This is a genomic window from Flavobacterium sp. (assembly GCF_035456085.1).
Taxonomy (GTDB): Bacteria; Bacteroidota; Bacteroidia; order Flavobacteriales; family Flavobacteriaceae; genus Flavobacterium.
On the sequence record NZ_DATIDY010000145.1, the window covers coordinates 1 to 26224 of the forward strand.

The window sequence follows — 26224 nt, forward strand, 5'->3', positions numbered from 1 at the left end:
TTTATAAACGGAAACTTAATCTTGCAAAATAGTAAGCACCTGTTGTTCCCATTTGAACTGGCGCGTATTTAAACACTCCAAAATAACTGTTTTCATAAACTTGTTTGTCTGGGAAAACATCAAATAAATTATTGGCTCCAAGAACCAATTGGATTTGTGAGGTAATTTTATATGCAGCTGTTAAGTCTGTAACGATTTTTCCGCTGTGTTCTTGTTCGATTCCAAAAGGGAAACCGTTTCGGGTAACTTCACCAAAATAAGTGTTTCTCAATAAGAAGTTGAATTTATTGATTCCGTAATTTAAAGCTAAAGTTCCTTTGTGCAATGGCGTATTGGTTTCGATCAAGCTTCTTTCTTGTGGTCCATAATAAACTTCTTCCTGACCAACGAATATTGCCGGAACATTGTTTAAAGTATCGTCTACTTTGTTTTTATTGTAGTTGTATAACAGTGAAATGCCAAGATTTCCACCTCCTAAATTCACATCATAATCTGCCACAAAATCAATTCCTTTGGTTGTGGTATTTATGGCATTGGTAAAGAAACGACCCGTTTGTGCACCATATTGTTCAAATATTGCTTGAAGTTCTGGAATAGGTTCGCCGTAAACATCATTTCCTAAATTTCCGGTAAGGATAATTCTATTGTCGATTTTAATTTGGTAGGCATCAATTGTAAAGTTCAGTTTTTTTATTGGAGAATATACAAATCCAATACTGTAATTTACAGACGTTTCCTCTTTTAATTCCGGAATTCCAAGTTGTTTGGCCACGTCGCTGTCATTTCTGAAAATACCTGAATTCAATAATTTTCCATCTACAACATCGGTTGCAATATTGTTGAAATAGTGCTGTTGCAAAGAAGGAGCTCTAAATCCTGTGCTTGCTGAACCTCGAACAGAAAAGTTGTCCGTAATTTTATATTTGGCAGAGAACTTACCGTTTGTAGTGTTACCAAAATCGGAATAGTCTTCGAAACGCACAGCACCACTAACTAAAAATTTATCGGTAATATTTAATTCCGCATCGGCATAAACTGCGAAACTGTTTCTGGATTCATTTACAACATTCAAAGGAGAAAAACCTGGGAATGATTGCGATCCGCCATTTTCATAAGAAGCAGGCTCGCCTTCCTCAATTTGATAATTTTCATATCTAAATTCTGATCCGAAAGCTACGTTTAACCCTTTCAAAACAGAATTGAAAGAGCGAGTCGCATCGGCATTTATAGTGTTTTGCATAAACGAGTGGCTCCCGGCATCAAAACTGGTCGGACTTGCCGCCCCTAAAGAAACATTATTGGTGTTGTCTACATCATAGTGAAAATCGTTTGATCCATAAGTATTGCTTAGGTCTAATTTCCATTCACCGAATTTAAATCTTAAACCAGAAATTAAGGAGAGATCAAGAATATCTGATTTCAATTCTGGCTGAAAACCATTCGGGAACAATTCAGGAACAACATTTTCTGTTTCACTTGGCAAACGTCTGAAACCATAACCAGTTCCATTTTTTTGATTGAAACCTCCAGCAGCATAAAATTCAATATTTTCGTTCAAAGGCACTGCAGTATTTACAAAACCTTGGATGTTTCGAATCTTGGCATCACCCACCTGAAAATTAAAATCATCACGATTTAACCCTTTGGCAGCAAGCATATCGTCGTCTAATTTTCGAGAAGCAGCTGGGTCAGCAGTGAATTCGTACGCAAAATAATTATCATAAGCCGATTGATCAAAGATAATGAGGTTGTGATTTTGAGAGCGATTGGTATTTTCACGATTGTTAAATTCAGCCGTTAGATTGATAAAACCACCTTTATCGCCAAGTTTATGACCATAATTTAAATTTAAATTAGTTGTCTGACCATCGTTGCGGGAAGTTTGTCCGTAAGTAGCATTTGCTTCCAGTCCTGCGTTTTCTTTCAAAACCAAATTGATAACTCCTGCGATTGCATCAGAACCGTATTGAGCAGCAGCCCCATCTCGCAAAACCTCAATTCGCTTGATTGCCGAAGCCGGAATAGCACTCAAATCTGTCCCAACAGAACCATTTCCAACGGTATTTTGATAGTTTACCAGTGAAGTTGTGTGTCTTCTTTTACCATTAATCAATACCAAAGTCTGGTCTGGTCCCAAACCTCTCAACGATGCAGGATCAATATGTTCCGTCCCGTCCGAAGCTGATTGTCGGTTCGAATTAAAAGCAGGAATCATATAAGTCAAGATGTCATTGATGCTGGTTTGCGGCGTCACATTTTTTATTTTTGCCAAATTAACTACATCAACTGGAACTAGAGTTTCAAGCTTACTTTTACTTGGATTTCTGCTTCCTACAATAATAATTTCATCTAAATTATTGCTTTGAATATTTAAGCTGTCTTTTTGTTGTGCATCTTGTGAAAAAGCTTGACTAGCCGAAAAAAGTAAAAGAGCACTAAAGCTTAATTGTAAAATTCTTTTCATAATTCTTTTCTTACTGGATTGATTTAAAGCAATAACCCCCTGCTTCTGACTGGGGGCTATCAAACGTTTTATTAATTTTAAAGGTAGACCAATGAGCTTCTCTTACGTAATTTCCATACCTCATTATATTGTAGAATAAACTCTATAACTTTGATCAAATTTCAGGTGCAAAATTTGTAATTTTTCCCCCAACTACAAAATAAATAATCATAAAAGATTGATACCGCCTTGTAAATAGGCATTAAATCTTGTTTTAGTATCGAAATGATATTCAAAATCAATATTTAATTTGTTTTCTTCAAATAAAAAAGCGCAAACAATTCCAAAAAGAAAGTTTTCGTTTAAATTAAAATTATACTACGAAGTATTCCATTGGCACAAGTAAGAAAATTTGATTTGTAGGCGATTCTAAATCATAAAAAAAGCGTTTTGTTTTTTGATGAACAAAACGCTTTTCTATGTGATCTAAAGTGGGTTTAAAATTTATTTCTCCCTTTTTCATTCGGATATAAACTTGGTAAAGGCTCGCTTTGCCAAAATTCTTTGGTGTCAACATCCAATATGGTTAGTGGACCTTTGAAGGCTGCACTTGTATCGATATTCCAAACATTTGCTTTTTGAACCGGAGTGGTTTCTCCAATACGCGAAACAGGAGTATGACCCACATAAATTTCATGATATAAAGTGAATCTTTTTGGATAATAAAGTTGATCTGGTTTTATCTTTGGATCCAACGCCAATGCTGTTTCCCAAAGAGTTCTGTCCCAATAAAACATTTTAGGAAAATATTCAAAGTTTACGCCATTGAGATTTGTAAATCCTGCATGGACAAATATTCTGTTTTTCTCGTCTATGTAATAATCTTTTAATGACTCCAGGAAACGGACATGTTTTTTCTTGGTTTCTGCATTTATTTTATGATAAGCCAAAACAGTAGATTCACCACCGTGTTGATACCATTGTTCATTTTCTTTACTATCTTTAAGCCAGTCTTTTAGTAATTCGTCATGATTGCCACGAAGACAAATAATATCATGAGTTTTTTGGAATTCGATTAAAAAATCGATTACTTGTGGCGACTGGCTCCAACCATCTACATAATCGCCCAAAAAAATGAGCTTATCGTGTGTAGTTACATTTGATCTTTCCAAAATTTGATGCAATGCTCGCAGCCCACCATGTATGTCTCCAATTACTAATGTTCTCATATTCTTAAATTTGTGCATTTACAAAAATAGCAGAAAACTTGTTTGGATTGATTATTTTTAAAAAAGTTCAATGCCTATTAACAAAAAAATAATTAAGTGTGTTTAAATTAACTGATTATCAATATTTAATGTTTTGTTAAAACGAACTCTAAAATCTGAAAGAAAATAAAATTTAAGTTTTTATTAAGAATTAATCGGTTAAAGAGGTCCTTTTAATCGTTGAAATTCAGCAAAATAATGAATGTTATAATTGATTTTTAACTACATTTGGGATTCAAAAAATGTAATTTAAAATTTTTTAAGATGAGTACTCTTCTGACAATCTTACTTTTTGTAACTAATTTTATTTGTCAAATTATTGTTGAATTGGTTACTTGGGTAGCAGGATTATTTAGTTAATAAAAAACATCCTCAACGATGCATTTTTATTGAACATCATATTTCATTTTTCTCAAAACCCTTAAGGCTTCTTTAAACGAGAGGTACACTTGGGTATAAGGTTTTAATAACTCTTTGGCATCTATTAATTTTTGCTTCGCGTCTTCAAAACCGTTCAGGTAACATATCATAAAAGTCGAAGGTAAATGACTTAAATCTTTCTTTTCGCGCTCATTTAAACCAATACTCTTTTCTAATTTATTTAATAATGCAATGTTTGAATTGTAAACATGAAACAATATTTTCTTATTGTATTCAGGCGGTTCAAAAAGCATTTTCCGATCTATTTTATAATAGCCATTATCATGAAAATAAATCGTCTGTTTTTCCAAGGGATAATAATTAATCTTATCATTCAAATCCAAAGGAACATATTCGACAATCGTAAAACTATCTTCATCATAAGTAATTTCGACTACATCTTGTGCCGAATAAAATAGTTTGATCTGCTCGTTAATGAGTTCAATATCTACGCGGGACAAATAGGTTTTATTTTTAGATTTTTTTTCAATTCCTGCCCAACAAATCACAAACAATTCTTTGAAAACTTTATATTTTGGAGCCATGTCTTTATGGCGATAATTCATGAAATCAATCACACCATCAAGAGTATGTTTGATGCTGTTTCTGGAATTATTTTCGATACCAATAACGGTTTCTGTATTTTGAAAATTTTTCTCTATTTCGCCTTCAACGGGCATTGTGTTACTTCCCCTTCGAATAAAAATGCTATTAGGGAGAATGGTATGAATCCCTTTTTTAAAATATGAAGTTTTGCTATTGGGTTTTATAGTAACCAGACCAATTACCTTGTCCTTTGGCAAATTAGGGAAAGGTATGTTTTCATATTGAATTCTGGGAGGATTTTCAAGAAATGCATTTACAAGATTCTGAATTCGACTATCGTCAAAAAAATCATCCCCAACTATTTGATTGTTTTCATCTTCGACACCCACCACGATATAAGAATTGTTCGTCGGATTTGAATTGGACAAAGCGCAAATGTGTTTCAAAAACTTTGCTTTGCCTTCTCGCGTGTGCAAATTAAGCTGCCTTTTTTTATCATAAAAACTACTCTCATCGTTGTGAGCAAGAAGGTTTTTGATAAGAAGTCGTTTGTTAATCATCTAGTAATTAGGAAAATTTGAATTAAAATGACACTAAACTAAAATTTTGAATGTTCTAAATTTACTAAAAATGCAATTACCAAAAACTGTAAAAATGAATCAATATTTAATAATTTATTTTTATTAGGGTACCTCATTACCAGTACTTGCTGTCCAAAACGAAAACCAATCTTCAAGTTCCATTTCAAAAGTGGTAGCTTTTGTCAATTGTGCAATTCTGCTTTCATCTGAAGTTCCGCAAACGGGCAAAATTTTAGCTGGATGTTTCAATATCCAATTCAATAAAATTAAATCATTCGATACATTATATTTTTCGGCTAATTCGTTTGTAACTTTCTGAATACGTTGTGATTGTTCATTATTTTTTCTAAATACAGTTCCTAATGGTGACCAGCACATCGGAGTAATTCGGTTAATTTGCATATGATCTAAACTTCCGTCAAGCATTGGTTCCAAATGTGTAATTGAAAACTCAATTTGATTGTAATTTATTTTGGTTTTGGTTTCAATCAAATTGCATTGACTGGGAGTAAAATTTGAAACGCCAAAATCCAAAATCTTCCCTGTTATTTTTAATTTTTCAACCGCTTCGGCAATTTCATCAGGATCCATTAATGGACTTGGCCTATGCAAAAGTAAAAGATCTAAATAGTCAGTTTGCAAATTTTTCAAAGACTGTTCTGCTGAGGCAATAATATAATCTTTGGAGTACAAATAATGTTTAATCGTATTATTCCTGTTTTCAGAAAGCATTTGAATGCCGCATTTAGAAATAATTTGGATTTCATTACGATTAATTTTGCTACTATTAAAGGCTTTTCCGAAATCTTTTTCTGTAGTATAGCCACCATAGATATCAGCATGATCAAAGCTCGAAATGTGGTTTTCTAAACAGGTATTTATAAGTTTTATCATTTGATCTGTAGAGCAGTTTTTGCCCCAAATTCCCCAAGTCATTGTACCTGCAATAATTTTTGAAAATGGAATTTTACTCATGATTTATTTTTTTAAATACTCCCAGTAATTATGGGGGCAATTTTAGGATTAGTACGTTTATTTTTTATGTTCTTAAAAATAGATAAATACAATCATAATTCGTTCTTAAAATTAAGGGATTTGTCGAAGTTTTAACCATTTTTTAACATCTTACGTCTAAAAAAAAATTCAATTTGCACCTTAAATAAACTATATCAAAAAACGAGGTGTAAAAAAAACAATATGGAACAAAATTCAGCGACTTTAGACATTAGAGCGATTAATGAAAAAATTGAAAGAGAAAGTGCTTTTATAGACCTTCTCACTATGGAGATGAACAAAGTTATTGTGGGACAAAAACACATGGTTGAACGATTGTTAATTGGACTTTTAGGACAAGGACATATTCTGTTAGAAGGGGTTCCTGGACTAGCCAAAACATTAGCGATAAACACACTTTCACAAGCCATTCAAGGCTCTTTTAGCAGAATTCAGTTTACTCCAGATTTATTGCCTGCCGATGTCATTGGAACAATGATTTATAACATTAAATCGAACGAATTTTCTATAAAAAAAGGTCCTATTTTTGCTAATTTCGTTCTTGCTGATGAGATTAACCGTGCGCCTGCCAAAGTACAATCGGCTTTGCTTGAAGCAATGCAGGAAAAACAAGTAACCATCGGTGATACTACTTTCAAATTAGACAAACCATTCTTGGTTTTAGCAACTCAAAACCCTGTTGAACAAGAAGGAACTTACCAATTGCCAGAAGCGCAAGTTGATCGTTTTATGTTGAAAACAGTTATCGATTATCCAAAAATGGAGGATGAGCGTTTAGTAATCCGTCAGAATTTAAAAGGAAGTTATGACAAAGTAAATCCTGTCGTTTCTGTTGAGCAAATTCTAAGAGCCCAAGAAGCTGTTCGTGAAGTTTACATGGACGAAAAAATAGAAAAATACATACTGGATATTATTTTTGCAACTCGTTATCCAGAGAAATATAAATTAGCTGATTTAAAACCTTTAATCAGTTTTGGAGCTTCTCCTCGTGGAAGTATTAATCTTGCTACGGCTGCCAAATGTTACGCATTTATCAAACGTCGTGGTTATGTAATTCCTGAAGATGTTCGCGCAGTTGTACACGATATTTTACGTCACAGAATTGGTATCACTTATGAAGCCGAAGCCGAAAATGTTACATCGGTAGATATTATCAATAAAATCATCAACGAAATTGAAGTACCTTAAAAATTTGTTTAATGTTTAATGTTTCAAGTTGTTTAAAACGAACTTGAAACATTGAACTTTTAAACTTTAAACAAATAAAATGGATACAAAAGAGCTTTTAAAAAAAGTACGTAAAATAGAAATCAAAACCCGAAGATTGAGTGATCATATTTTTTCGGGGGAATATCATACATCATTTAAAGGGCGGGGAATGACTTTTAGCGAAGTTCGTCAATATCAATTTGGAGACGACATTCGTGCTATCGATTGGAATGTAACTGCTCGATATAATGAAGCTCACGTAAAAGTTTTTGAGGAAGAAAGAGAATTAACCATGATGTTAATGGTTGATATTTCGGGTTCTGAAAGTTTTGGTTCTAAAAATCAATTCAAGAAAGAAATTGTTACCGAGATAGCAGCAACAATGGCTTTTTCGGCTACTCAAAACAATGATAAAATTGGTTTGATTTTGTTTTCGGACCAAATAGAATTGTATATTCCACCAAAAAAAGGGCGATCACATGTACTTCGAATCATTCGTGAGTTGATAGAATTTGAACCCAAAAGTTACAAAACAGATATTGCTCAAGCCTTGAAATTTCTATCAGGAACTCAAAAAAAGAAAGCCATTGTATTTGTTATATCTGATTTTATGGCAAGCCAATACGAGCACACATTGAAAATTGCTTCCAAAAAGCACGATATTACAGGTATTCGGGTATATGATATTCGCGAAGAAAAAATGCCAAATTTAGGAATGGTTCCTATGGTTGATGCTGAAACAGGAGAAACAAGATTGATAAATACAGGCTCAAAATCCGTGCGAATGAATTACGAAAAGCACTATTATGATAATGTCAATTATTTTAAAGAAACTTTCAGTAAATCAGGTGCAGGTGTTGTTAATACCAGAGTGGACGAAAGTTATGTTACTAAATTATTAGGTTATTTTAAATCACGATAAGACAAACCAACAGTTTTTTTAAAAACCGGATAGGTTTAAATTAAGAAATAAATGAAAATTAAATTTTACCTACTATTTATACTAATAACGACCTCACTTTTTGCTCAACAAAAAAAAGTAGAGACTAGTATCGATACTACAAAAAATAAAATTGGAGCTGAATTTAAATTGACTTTGAAAACTTCGGTTGATACTTTATCCAAAGTAGTTTTTCCAAAATTAAAAAATATCGGAGCTCTTGAAGTAATTCAGTCGTATCCAGTTGATACGATCAAAAAAGATGATCGCTACGAATTAATCAAAAAGTACGGTTTAACTCAATTTGATTCAGGCAAATATACTATTCCAAGTATCAAAATTCTGATTAACAATAAAGAGTATTTAACCGATTCAATAAAAGTTGAGGTTGCGAATGTTCAGGTCGATACATTAAGACAAAAAATGTATGACATTAAAGACATTGTAAAAGCCGAAGATTCCAGCAACTGGTGGAAATATCTTTTAGGAATACTATTGCTATTAGGAATAGGAGCTTTTGTTTATTGGTACACCAAAATTCGTCAAAAGAAAAAAATTGTAGAAGAAGTTTATAAAACTCCAATAGAAAAAGCGACAAGTTTGCTGAATAACTTAGAGAAAAAAGAACTTTGGCAACACGGAGAAGTCAAAGCCTATTACAGCGAATTGACTGATATTGCCAGAAATTATATTGAAGAGGCAATCCAGATTCCTGCTATGGAAAGTACAACTTCTGAATTGATTGAAGGACTTAAAACAGCTTCATTAAAAAAGAAAATGAAGCTTTCTCAAGAAACAATTGAAAATCTATTTGCTGTTTTGAAACAGGCCGATTTAGTAAAATTTGCCAAGTCAACACCTTTAGAATTTGAAATTACTGAGGACAGAAATAGAATTCAAAAATCGATTTTAACCCTTGATGAAGCCATTCCAGTTGAGGTTCCAATTGAAGAAGACACTATTTTGAATGAAGCGCAAAAGCAAAAACAAATTCAAATTTTGCTCAGAAAAAAGAGAAATCAGCGCATTGCAATTGCAGTAGGAACAGTTGTTTTTTTACTTTTTGCTACCACGACTTACTTTATTGCTACCAAAGGATTTGATTATGTAAAAGATAATATATTAGGACATCCAACCAAAGAATTATTAGAAGGTGAATGGGTGAAAAGTGAATATGGAAATCCAGGTGTGATTGTCGAAACTCCAAAAGTTTTGAAGCGAATGGATTTGACAAAATCATTGCCAAAAGACGGAATGGCATTGATTAAAGAAATGCAATCTTTTGGATATGGAAGTTTGTTAGATAATTTTTATCTGATGGTTTCTACTATGAAGTTCAAAAAAGAAACTACAGTAGATTTATCAAAAGCTATAGAAAGTTCTTTGAAAATATTAGAAACTCAAGGAGCCCAAAATATGATTGTTAAGGAAGAAGATTTCCAAACGAATAACGGAATAACTGGTAAAAAAGGCTATGGAACTTTTACCAGAATTGACAGCAACTCTCAAACGAGTTCAAAAATATACTATGAAATTTTACTTTTTGGACAAGAAGGAGGATTACAACAAGTGATGATTCTTCATGAAGAAGGAGATCGATATGCAACAGAATTATCAGAACGTATTTTGAATTCGGTAGAACTTAAAACAGCAAGTAACTAATGGCAAAAATAACCTTTTTAAATCCAGAATTTTTTTGGTTGTTTCTTTTAATTCCATTTGCAATTGCTTGGCTATTTTGGAAAAGAAACGAACAAACGGCAACCCTAAAAATGAGTTCACTTCAAGGATTCAAAGGGACAGATTCTACTTTGGCAAAACTCAAACCGGCTTTAGATGTTTTAAGAATTTTGGCACTATGTTCATTAATTATAGCTTTGGCAAGACCAAGAACTGTTGACATTAGCAATAAAACCAAAACCACCAAAGGAATTGATATCGTTGTGGCTGTCGATGTTTCTGGAAGTATGCTTGCTAAGGATTTCAAACCAAATAGAATGGAAGCCTTAAAAAGAGTGGCTTCAGTCTTTGTTGACGAAAGACCTAATGATAGAATTGGACTTGTGGTTTATGCTTCTGAAGCTTACACAAAATCTCCAGTAACAAGTGACAAAGCAGTAATACAACAAGCAATCCAAAGTATAAAATACGATAATGTTCTGCAGGATGGAACTGGAATTGGAATGGGATTAGCAACCGCTGTCAACCGTCTAAAAGACAGTAAAGCCAAAAGTAAAGTGGTCATTTTATTGACCGATGGTGTCAATAATGCCGGATTTATTGAGCCAGAAACAGCAGCAGATATTGCTCAACAATATGGTATAAAAGTATATACAATTGGTATTGGAACCAATGGAATGGCAGAATCACCTTATGCACTCGGACCAGGCGGACAATTACTTTTTCAAATGATGAAAGTAGAAATTGACGAGCAATTGATGAGAAATATTGCTAAAAAAACAGGAGGTAAATATTTTAGAGCAACTAATAATGACAAATTAGCAGCAATCTATAACGAGATCAACAAACTGGAAACTACTGAAATCGAAGAACTAAAATTTTACGATTATGATGAAAAATTTAGACCTTTTGCATTATTTGCCGGTTTCTTATTATTGGTAGAAATAGGTTTGCGAAATACAGTTTATAGAAGCTTTATATAAAGCAAAAATCAATTTTAGAAATTCCAAATTCCAATTGTTGGAATGATAAATTGGAATTTGAAATTTTATTTTTGGAATTTATTATAATTTATGGAATTAGACGAACAAAAATATTTATACTTACTTTTTATACTGCCAGTTGTGGCGGCACTTTTCTTAATTAATTTATATTGGAAAAGAAAGAAACAGCTTGAGTTTGGTGATTTAGATGTAATTAAAAAGCTAAGTCCTGAACGTTCTGTATTCAAACCTTTCTTAAAGTTAGGAGTATTGCTTTTGGGATTAGCTTCCGTAATTATTGGTTTGGTTAATCCAAAAATCGGAACAAAAGTAGAAACGGTTAAAAGAGAAGGAATCGATATTGTGTTTGCAATGGACGTTTCTAAAAGTATGCTTGCCGAAGATGTAGCGCCAAGCCGTTTGGAAAAAAGCAAACAAATTGTTTCGCAAATCATCAATCAATTGGGAAGTGACCGAATAGGAATTGTTGCCTATGCCGGAAGCGCTTTCCCTGTTTTGCCAATTACCACCGATTATAGTGTTGCCAAAATGTTTATGCAAAGTATGGGACCAGGAATGGTTTCATCACAAGGAACATCACTTGACGAGGCTATAAAATTATCAGGAACTTATTTTGATGATAAAAGCAAAACTAGCAAATTGTTAATCATGATTTCTGATGGAGAAGATCACTCCGAAGGAGCCGAAGCTGCTGCCGAAGAAGCCAAGAAATTAGGAATGAAAATTGTAACTATTGGTGTTGGTACCGAAAAAGGAGGAACTATTCCATTAAGAAAAAATGGAGTTATCGAAAGCTATCAAAGAGACAATAACGGCGAAATTGTTATTACCAAATTAAATCCAAACAGCCTTGCTACTATTGCCAAAATTACTGGCGGAGGTTACGTAAACGGAAATAATACGCGTGAAGTTTTAGATTATATCAAAGCAACCTTAGATAAAATTCAAAAAACGGAGTTTGAAGCCACTCAAATGGCCGATTTCCAATCGCAATTCCAATGGTTTTTAGGGTTTGGTTTTGTCTTATTGTTTATAGATGTTTTCCTTTTGGAAAGAAAAACCAGTTGGGTAAACAAATTGAATTTATTTAACGAAAATAAATAAAGTATTAAAATCAAAGTAAAAAACATTTGACGGTTTTTGATTCTTTGTAAAGGAATATTGAAATGAAAATGAAAAATAGAATTATATACTTACTACTATTGCTTTTAACTTTTGTCGCCAATGCGCAAGAGAAAGACAAAGTTTTGCCTAAAGCAAATGAGGAATATGTAGCCAAGAATTTTGTTGATGCCGAAGCCAATTACAGAATTTCGCATTCTAAATTTCCAAATAGAACCGTAGCTTCGTATAATTTAGGAAATGCAATTTATAAACAAAATCAATTTTCAGAATCTAAATATGCATACGCTAATGCATTAAAAAATTTAAAATCAAGATCTCAAAAACATAAAGCCTTTCATAATATTGGGAATGTTTTCATGAAAGAGAAAAATTATACAGAAGCGGTTGAAGCCTATAAAAATGCTTTACGAAACGATCCGACCGATGAAGAAACTCGTTATAATTATGCTTTAGCCAAAAAAATGCTAAAAGATAATCCTCCTCCAAAAGACGACAAAAAGAAAGATAAGAATAAAGATAAAAACAAGGATAAAGACAAAAATAAAGATAAAGATAAAAAGGACGATAAAAAAGATCAGGACAAAAAAGACGGCGACAAAGATAAAAAGGACGATAAAAAAGACGGAGATAAAGATAAAAAAGACAACGGTAAACCTAAAGATGATCAGGGTCAGCCAAAACCAAAACCAGGTGGAATTCCGAAACAACGTATGGAAAACCTTTTGGATGCGGTAAATAATGAAGAAAAGAAAATTCAGGATAAAGTAAATGCTAATAAAGTAAAAGGAACTCCTGTCAAAACGGAGAAAGATTGGTAGGAAATACAAATCATAAATAATAATTTTGATCAAAATTTAAATTCAAAAAGATTAAACAAATAATGAAAAGATATTTAATTCTATTCCTATTATGTTTTCAAGGACTTTTGGCTCAAGTACAATTTGAGGCAAGAGTTAGCAAAACGACGCTTGGACTCAACGAGAGACTTCGTATCGATTTTGTAATGAATATTGATGGTGATAATTTTGTTCAGCCTAATTTTGAAGGCTTTCGAATTATTGCAGGTCCAAGTCAACAGGTAAGCCAATCTTGGATCAATGGAAAAACATCTTTCGAGAAAAGTTATTCTTATTTTTTATTACCAACACAAAAAGGAACTCTAACAATCAGACAAGCCGTTATCGAATATAACGGTCAGATTTACAAAACGCAACCAATAAAAATTAACGTAACAGCTGCTACAGAACAACCACGAGAAGCTAATGATTCTCAAATTTCTGCAGATGACAACCTATATTTAGTTGCTGATATTACCAATACAAACCCTTATATTAATCAACCAATTACAGTTGTTTACAAATTATATTTCAGTTACAATATTGGAATTTCAAAATGGGAAGAACTTAGTAAACCAAAATACAATGATTTTTGGAGTCAAAATATTGACATCAAAGAATTGGTTGCTGAAGAAGGAATGTTCAAAGGTGAGAAATATCGTTATGTTGTATTAAAGAAAGTAATTTTATATCCACAAAAATCTGGTAAGTTAACTATTGAGCCTTTGTCAATGGACATTAATGTTCAATTGCCTACCAACCGAAGAGACATGTTTGGACGCGTTATTGTTACCGATGGAAACAAAAGAGTATCTGCCGGAGCCAAAACAATTAATGTAAAAGCATTACCTGAAGCTGGAAAACCAATTGATTTTACAGGGGCTGTAGGTAAATTTGATTTCAAAGCGATTCCTTCTAAAACGACTCTGAAAAATGGTGAAAGTTTAGATCTTGTTTTGAGTGTAACAGGAACAGGTAATCTAAAATTATTTACTTTACCAAAACCAGAAGTGCCAAATGCATTAGAAATGTATGACGCTGTTCATGACGAGAAAGTCAACACACCATTATCTGGAATGAATGGTAAAATTTCAGATTCCTATACTATTGTACCACAATACAAAGGAGATTATGTTATAAAACCATTGCATTTTTCGTATTTTGATTTAGGAACAGGAACATATAAAACCATAAGTTCTAAGGAAATAAAAATCTCTGTTTTGGACGGTCCATCTCAATCTGCCGAAACACCGGTAGCAACCAATGTTGGAAAAAACAATATCAGTAATGTTGAACATTTCAAATATATTGATTTAAAAACAGAACTTGTTGCAAGTAATGAGCCAGCTTTTTTTGGTTCAAAAAAATTCTATGCCTTGTTACTTTTGCCGTTCTTATTGCTTCCTGTAATTGTTTTGTTTAAAAAGAAAAAAGAAGCAATCGACAGCGATGTTTTTGGTAATCGAATTAAAATGAACAACAGATTAGCGAAGAAATATCTATCTGAAGCTAAAAAACAAATCAATAATAAGGAGCCTTTTTATGTAGCTTTAGAAAGAGCAATGCATAATTTCCTGAAAGCGAAGTTGCATATTGAAACCTCAGAAATGAGTAAAGACAATATTCGGGAATTATTATTGTCTAGAAAAGCCAATCCTCAAGTGGTAAATGATTTCATTGCACTTACCGAGAATTGTGAGATTGCAAGATATGCACCATCATCTAGTGCAACAATACAACACGATTTTGATAAAGCGGTAGCCATTATTTCTGAATTAGAAAAACAAATTTAACAATTGATAATTTGTAATTAACAATTGAAATTATAGTAAAAATGAAAAAACTAATTTTTATATTTCTATTTATTACTCAAATTTTCTTTGCTCAAACAGCCTTTGAGAAAGGCAATGATTTGTATAAAAACGGGAAGTATGAACTTGCTGCCAAAGAATACGAATCAATTTTGGCATCAAAAAAAGAATCAGTTGAAGTGTATTTTAACTTAGCGAATTGTTATTATAAAATGCAAAAAACAGCTCCAGCGATTTATAACTACGAGAAAGCTTTGGTGCTGAATCCGTCTGATAAAGATGCATTAAACAATATAAAATTTGCTCAAAAACGAACCATTGACGAAATCAAAGTTATTCCAAAAGTTGGTTTTGCAAAAATACTTCGTGATTTCACAGGAATTTATCCATTCAACACATGGGCATACATTGCCATTAGTTTTTCGGTTTTGTTTTTATTGTTTTTTATCGGATATTATTTTTCTAAAACAGGTCTTATCAAAAGAGTGTTTTTCGTTGGAATGTTTATAGTTTTGGTATTTGTTTTAATGAGTGTTTCGGCTGCTTTTTTCGAGAAAAGTCATTTTGACAATGAAAGACCGGCAATCGTTTTTGCCGAATCAGCCGATGTAAGAAGCGAACCTCAAAATGCAAGTAGCTCTATTTTTGTTTTACACGAAGGAACAAAAGTGTACGTTGAAGAAAAATTAGACAACTGGAAAAAAATTGTTTTAACTGATGGAACCGAAGGTTGGATTGATAGCAATGCAATTAAGGAAGTTAAGGATTAGTTTTTTAGAAAAAGGTTTCAACAGAATTGAAATTTTTAAAAAAGATATAAAGGTTAGTAAATATTAATTCTTATTTAAATCCAAGATCAGTTTAAAATTGAATGATTCAATATGGTTAGTAAATAACAATCCACATTTTTAATCTCTCTAAAATGAGAAATAATTGTTTTTTTAAACTTTGTATTATCTGCCTTGTTTCATATTCTATATTTGGGCAATCCGCTAAAGACCATTTTACTTTGAATGGAGTTATAAATGGAAATTACAAAGGGACTTTATATTTCTCTTATGAAGGCAAGAAAGACAGTTGTAAGGTAATTGACAATAAATTCCATTACGAAGGCAAAATCCCTTCTATTAGCAACGGATCCTTTTGCACCGAAAGAGCAACGGCTACTAGTCAAAATTTATATTTGGAAAATGTAAATATGAATGTGAATATTTCTATAGAAAAGAAAACAATTAATGACTACGATTTTGATTTCGTGACAATAAACTCAGTATCAGGAACAAAAACAAGTTTGATTCAGAAAGATTATGAAGATTTTATAAAAAAACATCAAAAGGATAATGACTCGAAGATTAAAAAATATAAAAAAATAGATGAAATTGTTTCGAAATATCCTGAACATCCCTATTCGTTAAGTTTATTATTGTCAGAATCTTGGGATTCATTAGCAGATACTGAAAGATTAAAGCAAATCTATAAAAAATTGGATTTAAAATCCCAAAATCAACATAGTTTGTCAATTTTAAAAAGCAATATTGATCCTGTGGAAAGTTCAAAAGTTGGCAAAGCAATGATAGATTTTGGACTGCCTAATGAAAAAGGAATTCTAATCGACACAAAACAATATAGAGGGTCTATTTTATTAATAGATTTTTGGGCTTCATGGTGCGCCCCTTGCAGAAAACAAATCCCTGAGATTGCTAAAGTATACGAAAAATTTAAAGGCAAAAATTTCAAAATTCTAAGCTTATCTGTTGATAAATCAAAAGAAAAATGGTTATTAGCTTCAGAAAAAGAAAAAATAAAATGGGACAACGTACTTGAAGAAAAAGAATTTTTAAGCGAAATTGTTAAAGGATATGAGATAACTTCAATACCGCAAACTTTTTTGATCGATAAGAATGGGATAATTATTGCTAATAATCCATCAATGAATCAATTAGAAGATTATTTAAGTAAAAACCTGGAATAAAAACCAAATTTTTTGGCATGCCAGCTTTTCTTTAAATAGAATAGCCCATATTTAGAAATATGGGCTATTCTATTTTAACCTGCTTTCTGAAATCTGCCGTCTAAAAACTACTTCCTCGCTTTATCATACCACTTTTCGATAGAAGGAAATACAAATCCAGCAATTTTTTGAATTGGATTAAAGAAAATGGTTTTGTCTAAAGTTTCTTTCTTTGCCAAATAATTATGATAGTTGATTTTTTGAAAGAGAGTGAGAAAAATGCTGATGATTAAAATCGTTTTCAACACTCTAAAAAATCCACCACCAATAGTGTTGATCCAGCCTAAGAAAGCAAAATCAGCCAGATTGGTAAAGAGTTTTCCAAGCATATAAATTATGATAACGACAATAATAAAAGTTAGGATAAAAGCAATAATCTGAATGGTATAAGGATTCCAATGCAACCAACCGGATAACACATTTTTCAAAATGTCTGAAAATTTTATGGCAATATAAATTCCCAAAATAAGAGAAAGAAACGAAGCTAACTCCACAAAAAGACCATTTCGAATTCCTTTATATAGCGAATAACACAATAACAGCCCGACAATAATATCAAAAAAACTCATTTTTTTATTTTAAAATTTAAAGCTGCAAATATAAAAGAATTCGTTGGTAACCATTGTCAATTTTCAAGTTCTTATCTTTGCGTGAATAATTTTAGATTTTAGAGTTAGGATTGAAAAAAATTTAAACTCTAAACAATTTAAACTCTAAACAATAAACTAAAAATGTCAAGAGACGCACAACTGAAAGAACGCTGGGAACGGCTTGTCAATATACTTTCCGATCAATTTTCGCAAGGCGAAGATTTAGATCTGGATGCCATTATTTATTTAATCGGAGTGCAGGAACTCGGAAAAATTCATCGTGAATTCAAAAAAGACGAAAAAGTCAATTTAATGCACATTGCTATTTGCCGATTATTGGAACCTTATGGTTTTTACGAATTCGAATTTTTTGATGAAGATGGTTGGCCACATTATAAAGTAAAAGAACAATTGCCTCCATTGAAAGCAGGGGAACAATCTGTATTGATGAAAGAAGCAATAGTCAATTATTTTCTGGAAAGACAGGTAATTGATTAGTGTTCAATTTTCAGATTTCACTATTCGGTTTTATTAAAATGACTTCAAATTTTTAGTTTTTAAATTAAAGAGAAAAAAATCCATATAAAACCGAAACCTGGAAGGGAAACTTTCAACTTTTAAGTCCTAAACTTTAAACAAATTTCTTTAAATTTGCACCCTTAGTAAAAGACAGATGATAGATAAGATAAAAGAATATATTGGCGAAGCACAAGCTTTTTCAACACAAAATCCAGCAGAACTAGAAGCATTCAGAATAAAGTTTTTGGGAACTAAAGGTTTGTTGAAAGACTTATTTGCCGAATTCAAGAATGTACCAAACGACCAAAAAAAGGAATTTGGACAGGTAATAAATTTGCTTAAAACTTCAGCTGAAGAAAAGGTAAAATCGATTCAGGAAGCCTTAGCGAGTAAAGAAGAGGTTAAAGGTTTTTATGGCGATTTGACTCGTACAGCAGAACCAACAATTATCGGTTCTCGTCATCCTATTTCGTTAGTGAAAAATCAAATTATTGATGTTTTTTCAAATATTGGTTTCAATGTTTCTGAAGGTCCGGAAATTGAAGATGATTGGCACAATTTCACAGCATTAAACTTACCGGAATATCATCCGGCGCGTGATATGCAGGATACTTTTTTCATCCAAACAAATCCAGATATCTTGTTGCGCACGCATACTTCGTCTGTGCAAGTGCGTTATATGGAAAACAATAAACCGCCAATTAGAACTATTTCTCCTGGAAGAGTTTTCCGTAATGAAGCGGTTTCTTCTCGTTCTCACTGTATTTTTCATCAAGTAGAAGGATTGTATATTGACAAAGACGTCTCTTTTGCAGACTTAAAACAAACGCTTTTGTATTTCACGAAAGAGATGTTCGGTAAATCAAAAATCCGTTTACGCCCTTCGTATTTTCCATTTACTGAGCCAAGTGCCGAGGTTGATATTTATTGGGGACTAAAAACAGAAACCGATTATCGTATCACCAAAGGAACAGGTTGGTTGGAAATCATGGGTTGCGGGATGGTAGATCCTAACGTTCTTACCAACTGCGGAATCAATCCTGCTGAATATAACGGATTTGCATTTGGAATGGGAATTGAGCGTATCGCGATGTTGTTGTACCAAATTGGCGATATCCGTATGTTTTATGAAAATGATGTACGTTTCTTAGAGCAATTTAAAGCAAGTATATAATTAAAAGTTCAAAGTCAAAAGTCGAAAGTTCCAAAACATTGAAACTTTCGACTTTCGGCTTTATAATTCTTAACTACAATGAAAAAAGATATTACCATTCCAGAAGTTGAAAACGTATTCCTTGCAGCTGTTCAAGAATGGAGCGACGATTTTATGGAGAAAGTGTGGTACGCTTATTTGGTAAATGACAGTGACTTTCAATTGGACAGCGTTATGGTCGTTTCCAAAGCTTTTGGAACTATTGACGGAGAAATGAAAAAATCTTCTCTCTTACGTCATGCTTTCGTTGAAATCCCATCTGTTTCTGTTGTTAAAATCGAAATGATTGAAAAAAGTGTTTTGGCGCTCAATAATGAGTTTATGGTGACTTATTTTATTGGAAATACACTTTATGATAAAAAGTTTATTTTCAAAGCAAATTCTATCAACGAACAAGATACTGAGGAAGTTCCTATTTTATTTGTTGAAGGGATCATGGTAAAATAAAAATTTGAACATTATAAATAAAAGGTCTTTTCTTATCCGAGAGAAGGCTTTTTTTTTAACATTTGGCTCCAGTTTAAGGCATTTTAATTGGAATTTTTAAATAAACAGTTGTCCCTTTATAAAGGGCCGAATCAATTATAAATTCACCTTTCATATTATTTATCCGGGCACGAATTTGATTAATTCCAAATCCTTCGTAGGTTTCAAATTGGTTGTTTTTGAAACCCGATCCATTATCAGATACATTAATAATTAAAAATGAATCTTCTTCTTCGATACTGATTAAAGCGCTTGTAGCATTACTATGTTTTATAATATTGTTAATTAGCTCTGCAATGATAAAATATAATTTCATCTCGAAATCTTTATTGTATCTTTTTTTGGTTTTGATCAAAGAATTAAAAACAATCTTAATTCTTGAATTGGATGTTTTTTCACATAAATCCTCCAAAGCATACAAAAGCCCAAATCGAACCAAAAGTGTAGGCATCAATTCATGTGATAGGTTTCGAATTTGTTTGTGTGCTTCTTCGAGTATTTCTTTGGTTTTACTAATTTCTTCTGGTTGTGTTTTTTGTTGTGAAGTGAACACATTCAAATGCAAACCAGCAGAAGAAAGTAGCGAACTAATATTGTCATGTAAAAATGTAGAAATCTTTTCTCGCTCTAATTCCTGACCGTCGATAGTAGCATTAATGATGTTTTCGTGAATTTTACTCTGAACATCTTTAAGTTTATTTTTTTGTTTTAAATGTATATTTTGAAAAAAATAATAGAAAGACATAATCGTGCACACTAAAATTACGAGAACTATAATTACAATCTTTTTGTTCTTGGATTGTTCATCAATTAAGATGTCTTGTTTGGTTTTATATGAAGTTTGAATTTGGTCCATTGCTCTTTTGTAATGGTCAATTTCAAGGTTAATTCCAACAATATTGGCTTTGTTTAATTTTTCTTCAATGTTGAGTTCTTCGGTTATTTTATTTGATAAACAAAGATTTTCATAAGCTTTTTGCGGTTCATGAATCTTGTTTAAAAATTTTGAATATTCTAAATGAGAGAAAGCAAGATCGGATTTTTCATTTCCACTGTTGCCAAATTCTATTGCTTTTTGGAAATAAAAATCTGCTTTTTCGTTTTGATTTACAAAACTATAGTACATTCCATTAAGCATATTCAAAGCAACAATCGTGGATTCACTGCCAAAAATGGGTTGGTATTTATTTATATATTCTAAATAGGAGAATCCTTCCTGGAAATTTCCGATATCAAAATAAGCCCAGGTAATATTGAGTTTAGTAAGGAATATTTGTTTTTTATCTAGTATTTGTTGACTTAGCTGTAGTGATTTTTTATAATAATAAATTCCTCTGTCATATTGTTTTTTGTCAAAACAATAGATATTTCCCAAATTATTGAAAAACTGATTTTTTAGTGTGAAGTTATTAGTTTTGTAGGCGTAGTGAAGTCCAAGATTATAATAATGTAACGCTTTTAATGGCTCTGTCAATTCATCAAAATTGGAAGCTATTATTAAATAAGAATTGGCAATCAAGTAATCGTTTTTGTTTTTGATTGCATGTTCTAGTGCAACTCTTGACTTCAATAATGATTTTTCATAATCACCACTTATCCTATTTTTTTTGGCATCTTTTAATAGAGAAGTAATTTCATTATTTGAAAGTAATTTTTTTTGAGCAAGTGAGGTAAGACTAAAATGGATTAGAAATAAAAAAGTAAATAATAGTCGTAACCTAGTTTGAAACATATTTTATTGAGTCAATAATGTAGCAATGAATCTTGTATTAAGATATAACCAAATGATTGTTCATCGCGTATTTGACGATGCCAATTGTATTTTTGGCTTTGAGTTTTTTCATGATATTTTTCCGATGAGTTTCTACAGTATTTGTACTGATAAAAAGCTGCTCACTAATTTCTTTACCGCTATATTCAAGGGCAATCAAAATGATGATTTCTATTTCCCGCTCGGTTAATAATGGGTTAATATTTGGTTTGTAGGTCTTTAGTTTTGGGTTGTTTTTGGTAGCGTTGTTAAATATTTTTTCTCGGATAGTCTCACAAAAATATTCTTCTCCTTTAGAAACCGCATGTACCGCTTCAATAATGCTGTCTCCGGCGCATTGTTTTGTCAAATAACCGGTAACTCCCAAATCCATGATTTCCTTAATTAATTTTAAATCATCATAACTTGAAAGGATAATTACTTTGCATGGATATCCTTTTTCGGCAAATTCTTTGACAACTTCAATTCCGTCCTTTCCAGGCATACTTATGTCCAGAACAAGAACATCAACCTTATTTTTGGTAACATCTTCGAAAACGGTGGTTCCTGTGAGGGATGAACCAACAACTTCAAAATTAGGAACAGTATTGAGTAAGGTTTGAATTCCGTGAATAATTATTTGATGATCATCTGCAAGATGAATTCTAACATTCTTTGTCATAGGTATTGGTAACTGTATTCAAATTTATAAAAAAAGATTCTTAATCATGTTATTGTTACTATAAATTTGAATGTAGATTTTGGGGGATTTTTATAAAAAATCCTGAATTGTTACATTCAGGATTTCTTCGCACATTAATAAATTAAATATTATAGGTTTATCTCAACCGATCCACAGATTTTACAAGATCCTCATCCTTCTTGATGGCTTTGTTAGCTAATACTAAAAAAACGACTGCCAAGATAGGTAGAAACATCCCAATACCTTTCTCAGAAACACTAACGGTTTCTCCAGATAAATTTAGTGAATGATATACAAACAATCCTAATAAAATCAAATTTAATATGATATTCAATCTGTTAGCAACAAATTGAGTTTGTCTCTTTTTAAATGATACAATGCTATAAACGGTTATAGCTGTACTTAAACCAAACAATATTGCATAAATCTGATTTTGCATAAAATAATAACTCTTACCATCGCTTAATGTCCAAAGAGGAAAAATAAATGGCAAAACACCTACTATTACAAAGGCCAAAATTAAATAAACGGTCTGAATTCGCTGTATCATGTTCTTTTATTCTTGTACAAAAATATATTTTCTTTTTAAGAAATACTATTGTATGATAAATTTTATTTGTATTATTGCATAACATTACCGTAAGCACTTCATACTGCGGGTTATTAAAATAAGATACTACCTAAAAAATCTTTTGCATTATTTTCCAAATTAATTAAACAAATAGAACATTCATGTTTGATATTTCTGTATTAAAAGATTTGAAGCTTTCTGAGCTTCAAGATATAGCTAAAAAGGCTAAAACTATTAAATTCAACGGTGTAAAGAAAGATACTTTAATTAGTCTTATTTTAGAACATCAAGCTGCTAATATTGAATCTACACAGCGAAAAGCGACAGAAGAAGAGAAACCAAAACGGGCTCGTATTGCAACAGAAAAAAAAGTAACTACTCCAAAAGTTGAAGCTCCGGTTCTATTTGAAAATGATGAAAAGGCTGAAGTACCAGAAAAAGTTACTGTTTCGGAGAAAAAAATCAAAGATAATACAACCAATACTGATCCTGTAAAAGAGAATATTGCTCCTAAACAAGCTAAAGTTGTTAAATTCAGTAAGTCTGCTTATGAAAAGAAGATGGCTTTGCAAAGAGAAAAAGAAGCTTTAAAGGAAACAACGACAGTTGAAGAACCTGTATCAGATTCAAATGCAGAAGTTGTATTAGACAAAACAGAAAATACTGTTACGGAGAAAAAAGTAAATCCGAATCAATTAAATAAAAAAGGGCAAAATCCAAATAATAAGATTAACCCAAATCAAAACGGAAATTCCAACCAAAACGGAAACCAAAATCAGAATTCCAATCAGAACGGTAACACTAATCAAGGAGGAAATCAAAATCAAAACCCCAATCAAAATCCTAATTTCAAAAACAAAAAAAGCAATTTCAAAGATGCCGATTTCGAATTTGACGGAATCATCGAAAGCGAAGGCGTTTTAGAAATGATGCCAGATGGATATGGTTTTTTACGATCTTCAGATTACAATTATTTAGCTTCGCCAGATGATATTTATTTATCGACTTCTCAAGTTAGATTATTTGGATTAAAGACTGGAGACACTGTAAAAGGTGTGGTTCGTCCGCCAAAAGAAGGAGAAAAGTTTTTTCCACTTGTACGTGTTTTAAAAATTAATGGACACGATCCGCAAGTAGTGCGCGACAGAGTTTCATTTGAACATTTAACTCCTGTTTTTCCTTCTGAAAAATTTAAATTGGCAGAAAAACAAAGCACAATTTCAACCCGAATTATCGATTTATTTTCACCAATAGGGAAAGGGCAACGCGGTATGATTGTAGCGCAGCCTAAAACAGGTAAAACCATGTTGTTGAAAGAAATTGCCAATGCCATTGCTGCCAATCATCCTGAGATTTACTTGATTGTTCTTTTGATTGATGAACGTCCAGAGGAAGTTACCGATATGCAGCGATCTGTACGTGGTGAAGTAATTGCTTCAACATTTGATAGAGAACCACAAGAGCACGTTAAGATTGCTAATATTGTTTTAGAAAAATCAAAAAGATTAGTTGAATGCGGTCACGATGTTGTGATTTTATTAGATTCTATAACACGTTTGGCCAGAGCTTATAATACTGTTCAACCTGCCTCTGGTAAAGTATTAAGTGGAGGTGTTGATGCGAATGCTTTGCAAAAACCAAAACGTTTCTTCGGTGCGGCACGTAATGTTGAAAATGGTGGTTCATTGAGTATTATTGCTACGGCTTTGACTGAAACTGGCTCTAAAATGGACGAGGTTATTTTTGAGGAATTCAAAGGAACTGGAAATATGGAATTGCAATTAGATCGTAAAATTGCTAATAAACGTGTTTTCCCTGCAATTGATTTAACTTCTTCAAGTACGAGACGTGACGATTTATTATTGGATCAGGCAACATTGCAAAGAATGTGGATCATGCGTAAATATTTGTCAGATATGAATCCTGTTGAAGCAATGGATTTTATCAATGATCGTTTTAAGAAAACAAAAAATAACGAGGAGTTTTTGATCTCAATGAATGATTAAAAATTTAGAAATAAAAACCGCAAATTCGCAAATTTTAAAATCAGTTAGCACTGAATAAATTTGCGAATTTGCGGTAATTTTTTTAGAGATTAAAAAATTAATCCAATTCCTCAGTTAATTTTTTGAATACAGCTTTGGCATCTTTTCCTTCGTATAAAATGGAATAAACAGCATCAATAATTGGTGTATTTGCTCCATATCCCTGATTTAGTTTGTAGGCACTTTTTACGGCATAATATCCTTCTGCAACCATGCTCATCTCCATTTGAGCTGATTTTACCGTATATCCTTTACCAATCATATTACCAAACATTCTGTTTCTGGAAAAAATAGAATAACCTGTCACCAATAAATCTCCCAAATAGGCTGAATCATTGATGTTTCGTTTCATTTTATGTACTTTTTTGATAAATTTTTTCATCTCGCGAATAGCATTACTCATAATAACCGATTGGAAATTATCACCATAACCCAATCCATGAGCGATACCGGCAGCTATTGAATAGATATTTTTTAACATTGCTGCATATTCCGTTCCTATAATGTCATCTGAAATTTTTGCTTTGATATAATTGCCCGATAAATTTTTAGCGACCATTGAGGCTTTGTCAGGATCGCCGCAAGCTATAGTTAGGTAAGAAAGCCTTTCCATTGCTACTTCTTCAGCGTGGCAAGGTCCTGTAATTACACCAATGTTGTAGTATGGAATGTCATATTTATAGTGAAAATGTTCACCTACAATTAAGCTGGTTTCTGGAACAATACCTTTTATGGCAGAAAAAATTATTTTGTCTTCTAAAGAAACAGTTAATTTTTCTAATTCACCATTTAAAAAAGCAGAAGGAATGGCAAATATGATGTAATCTGCATAAGCAACAGCTTCGTTGATATCGTTTGTGAGTTTGAGCTTTTTGGTATCAAACTCAACAGAGCTTAAATAATTCGGATTATGTTTATAAGTCTTAAGGTGCTCAATAGCAGTTTCATTTCGCATGTACCATGAAATCTCAGGAAGATTTACACATAACATTTTAGCTATAGCAGTAGCCCAGCTTCCGCCACCAATTACTGCAAATTTTAAATTTTCGGCCATTTTTTTATTAAATTTCACCAAAAGTACTTAAAAAATCATCAATAACACAAATTAATTTTTTTGCCAACTCCTGAATTTATTAGAGTTTCTAAAGGTTTTTATTAGACAAGAAAAAAAAATTCAATTAATTTAAAATATTATACAATATTTGAATAGCAATTACGTTGTAACTCATTATTAATTAATGGTTTATAATTTTAATATGAATATTGAGTTAGTTAGTTTTGTTTTAGTATTTTGAAAAGGCGTTCTTAAATGGTTAAAAGAACGCCTTTTCTTTTGTGACTCTTTTGTATTAATATTAGTAACTCATTAATACAATTTCTTTCACTTTTTCCAAAGTTATATTTTGTTTTTCACCCAAAGCTTTCCAACCTCTTTTTTCAAAACGGTCAACTATAAAAT

At 32.0% G+C, this 26224-nt stretch carries 22 protein-coding genes; 13 read left to right on the top strand and 9 right to left on the bottom strand.

Features of this window, described 5'->3' with window-relative positions; translation table 11 throughout:
* Position 1: 1 nt before the first annotated feature.
* The 4 genes from VLC96_RS11300 to VLC96_RS11315 all read right to left on the bottom strand — a co-directional run bounded on the left by VLC96_RS11300 (position 2) and on the right by VLC96_RS11315 (position 6233).
* Positions 2 to 2464, bottom strand: a complete 2463-nt coding sequence (locus VLC96_RS11300) for a TonB-dependent receptor plug domain-containing protein (RefSeq protein WP_325263014.1) — start codon at positions 2462 to 2464, stop codon at positions 2 to 4.
* A gap of 476 nt (positions 2465 to 2940) precedes the next feature.
* A complete protein-coding gene (locus tag VLC96_RS11305; protein ID WP_325263015.1) occupies positions 2941 to 3672 on the bottom strand; it encodes a metallophosphoesterase family protein in 732 nt (243 codons plus the stop codon).
* A gap of 425 nt (positions 3673 to 4097) precedes the next feature.
* Complete coding sequence (locus tag VLC96_RS11310; protein ID WP_325263016.1) at positions 4098 to 5237, bottom strand: ATP-binding protein; 1140 nt, start codon at positions 5235 to 5237, stop codon at positions 4098 to 4100.
* Positions 5238 to 5360: 123 nt separating this feature from the next.
* Positions 5361 to 6233: an aldo/keto reductase gene (locus VLC96_RS11315; protein WP_325263018.1), complete on the bottom strand. Its 873-nt coding sequence runs from the start codon at positions 6231 to 6233 to the stop codon at positions 5361 to 5363.
* A 222-nt stretch (positions 6234 to 6455) separates the two neighbouring features.
* On the opposite strand from VLC96_RS11315, the gene VLC96_RS11320 reads away from it, so the two are divergent.
* The 9 genes from VLC96_RS11320 (at position 6456) to VLC96_RS11360 (ending at position 16849) form a co-directional block, all read left to right on the top strand.
* Positions 6456 to 7460 carry an AAA family ATPase gene (locus VLC96_RS11320; protein WP_325263020.1) on the top strand — a complete coding sequence of 335 codons (1005 nt, stop codon included), beginning with the start codon at positions 6456 to 6458 and terminating at the stop codon, positions 7458 to 7460.
* A gap of 79 nt (positions 7461 to 7539) precedes the next feature.
* A complete protein-coding gene (locus VLC96_RS11325; RefSeq protein WP_325263022.1) occupies positions 7540 to 8403 on the top strand; it encodes a DUF58 domain-containing protein in 864 nt (287 codons plus the stop codon).
* Positions 8404 to 8454: 51 nt separating this feature from the next.
* Positions 8455 to 10083: a phenylalanine--tRNA ligase subunit alpha gene (locus VLC96_RS11330; protein WP_325263024.1), complete on the top strand. Its 1629-nt coding sequence runs from the start codon at positions 8455 to 8457 to the stop codon at positions 10081 to 10083.
* Positions 10083 to 11084, top strand: coding sequence for a vWA domain-containing protein (locus tag VLC96_RS11335; RefSeq protein WP_325263026.1), 1002 nt, complete (start codon positions 10083 to 10085; stop codon positions 11082 to 11084). The genes VLC96_RS11330 and VLC96_RS11335 overlap by 1 nt, the downstream gene beginning before the upstream one ends.
* 90 nt (positions 11085 to 11174) lie before the next feature.
* Positions 11175 to 12209, top strand: coding sequence for a VWA domain-containing protein (locus tag VLC96_RS11340; protein WP_325263028.1), 1035 nt, complete (start codon positions 11175 to 11177; stop codon positions 12207 to 12209).
* A gap of 68 nt (positions 12210 to 12277) precedes the next feature.
* The gene (locus VLC96_RS11345; protein WP_325263029.1) at positions 12278 to 13048 is read left to right on the top strand and encodes a tetratricopeptide repeat protein; all 771 of its coding nucleotides are present in this window, start codon (positions 12278 to 12280) and stop codon (positions 13046 to 13048) included.
* 62 nt (positions 13049 to 13110) lie between these two features.
* A complete protein-coding gene (locus VLC96_RS11350) occupies positions 13111 to 14859 on the top strand; it encodes a BatD family protein (protein ID WP_325263030.1) in 1749 nt (582 codons plus the stop codon).
* A 41-nt stretch (positions 14860 to 14900) separates the two neighbouring features.
* Complete coding sequence (locus VLC96_RS11355; RefSeq protein WP_325263031.1) at positions 14901 to 15647, top strand: tetratricopeptide repeat protein; 747 nt, start codon at positions 14901 to 14903, stop codon at positions 15645 to 15647.
* Positions 15648 to 15886: 239 nt separating this feature from the next.
* On the top strand, positions 15887 to 16849 hold the full coding sequence (locus tag VLC96_RS11360; RefSeq protein WP_325263032.1) for a TlpA disulfide reductase family protein: 963 nt from the start codon (positions 15887 to 15889) through the stop codon (positions 16847 to 16849).
* Between the two features lie 107 nt (positions 16850 to 16956).
* Here VLC96_RS11360 and VLC96_RS11365 read toward each other — a convergent pair whose 3' ends face one another.
* Positions 16957 to 17457 carry a CvpA family protein gene (locus VLC96_RS11365; protein WP_325263033.1) on the bottom strand — a complete coding sequence of 167 codons (501 nt, stop codon included), beginning with the start codon at positions 17455 to 17457 and terminating at the stop codon, positions 16957 to 16959.
* Between the two features lie 162 nt (positions 17458 to 17619).
* Here VLC96_RS11365 and VLC96_RS11370 point away from each other — a divergent pair, with 162 nt between their 5' ends.
* The 3 genes from VLC96_RS11370 to VLC96_RS11380 all read left to right on the top strand — a co-directional run bounded on the left by VLC96_RS11370 (position 17620) and on the right by VLC96_RS11380 (position 19657).
* A complete protein-coding gene (locus VLC96_RS11370; RefSeq protein WP_325263034.1) occupies positions 17620 to 17976 on the top strand; it encodes a hypothetical protein in 357 nt (118 codons plus the stop codon).
* Between the two features lie 175 nt (positions 17977 to 18151).
* Complete coding sequence (gene pheS / locus VLC96_RS11375) at positions 18152 to 19171, top strand: phenylalanine--tRNA ligase subunit alpha (RefSeq protein ID WP_325263035.1); 1020 nt, start codon at positions 18152 to 18154, stop codon at positions 19169 to 19171.
* A gap of 78 nt (positions 19172 to 19249) precedes the next feature.
* A complete protein-coding gene (locus tag VLC96_RS11380) occupies positions 19250 to 19657 on the top strand; it encodes a hypothetical protein (protein ID WP_325263036.1) in 408 nt (135 codons plus the stop codon).
* 73 nt (positions 19658 to 19730) lie between these two features.
* Here the strand turns inward: VLC96_RS11380 and VLC96_RS11385 are convergent, their stop codons facing one another.
* The 3 genes from VLC96_RS11385 to VLC96_RS11395 form a co-directional block, all read right to left on the bottom strand.
* Positions 19731 to 21428, bottom strand: a complete 1698-nt coding sequence (locus VLC96_RS11385; protein WP_325263038.1) for a tetratricopeptide repeat-containing sensor histidine kinase — start codon at positions 21426 to 21428, stop codon at positions 19731 to 19733.
* A gap of 37 nt (positions 21429 to 21465) precedes the next feature.
* The gene (locus VLC96_RS11390) at positions 21466 to 22128 is read right to left on the bottom strand and encodes a response regulator transcription factor (protein ID WP_325263039.1); all 663 of its coding nucleotides are present in this window, start codon (positions 22126 to 22128) and stop codon (positions 21466 to 21468) included.
* A gap of 157 nt (positions 22129 to 22285) precedes the next feature.
* On the bottom strand, positions 22286 to 22699 hold the full coding sequence (locus tag VLC96_RS11395) for a DUF4293 domain-containing protein (protein WP_325263041.1): 414 nt from the start codon (positions 22697 to 22699) through the stop codon (positions 22286 to 22288).
* Positions 22700 to 22881: 182 nt separating this feature from the next.
* Between VLC96_RS11395 and rho the strand changes: the two genes are divergently transcribed.
* Positions 22882 to 24726 (top strand): transcription termination factor Rho, encoded by a 1845-nt coding sequence (gene rho, locus VLC96_RS11400; protein ID WP_325263043.1) that lies wholly within the window; start codon positions 22882 to 22884, stop codon positions 24724 to 24726.
* A gap of 97 nt (positions 24727 to 24823) precedes the next feature.
* Here the strand turns inward: rho and VLC96_RS11405 are convergent, their stop codons facing one another.
* Positions 24824 to 25819 carry an NAD(P)H-dependent glycerol-3-phosphate dehydrogenase gene (locus VLC96_RS11405; protein ID WP_325263046.1) on the bottom strand — a complete coding sequence of 332 codons (996 nt, stop codon included), beginning with the start codon at positions 25817 to 25819 and terminating at the stop codon, positions 24824 to 24826.
* Between the last annotated feature and the right edge of the window lie 405 nt (positions 25820 to 26224).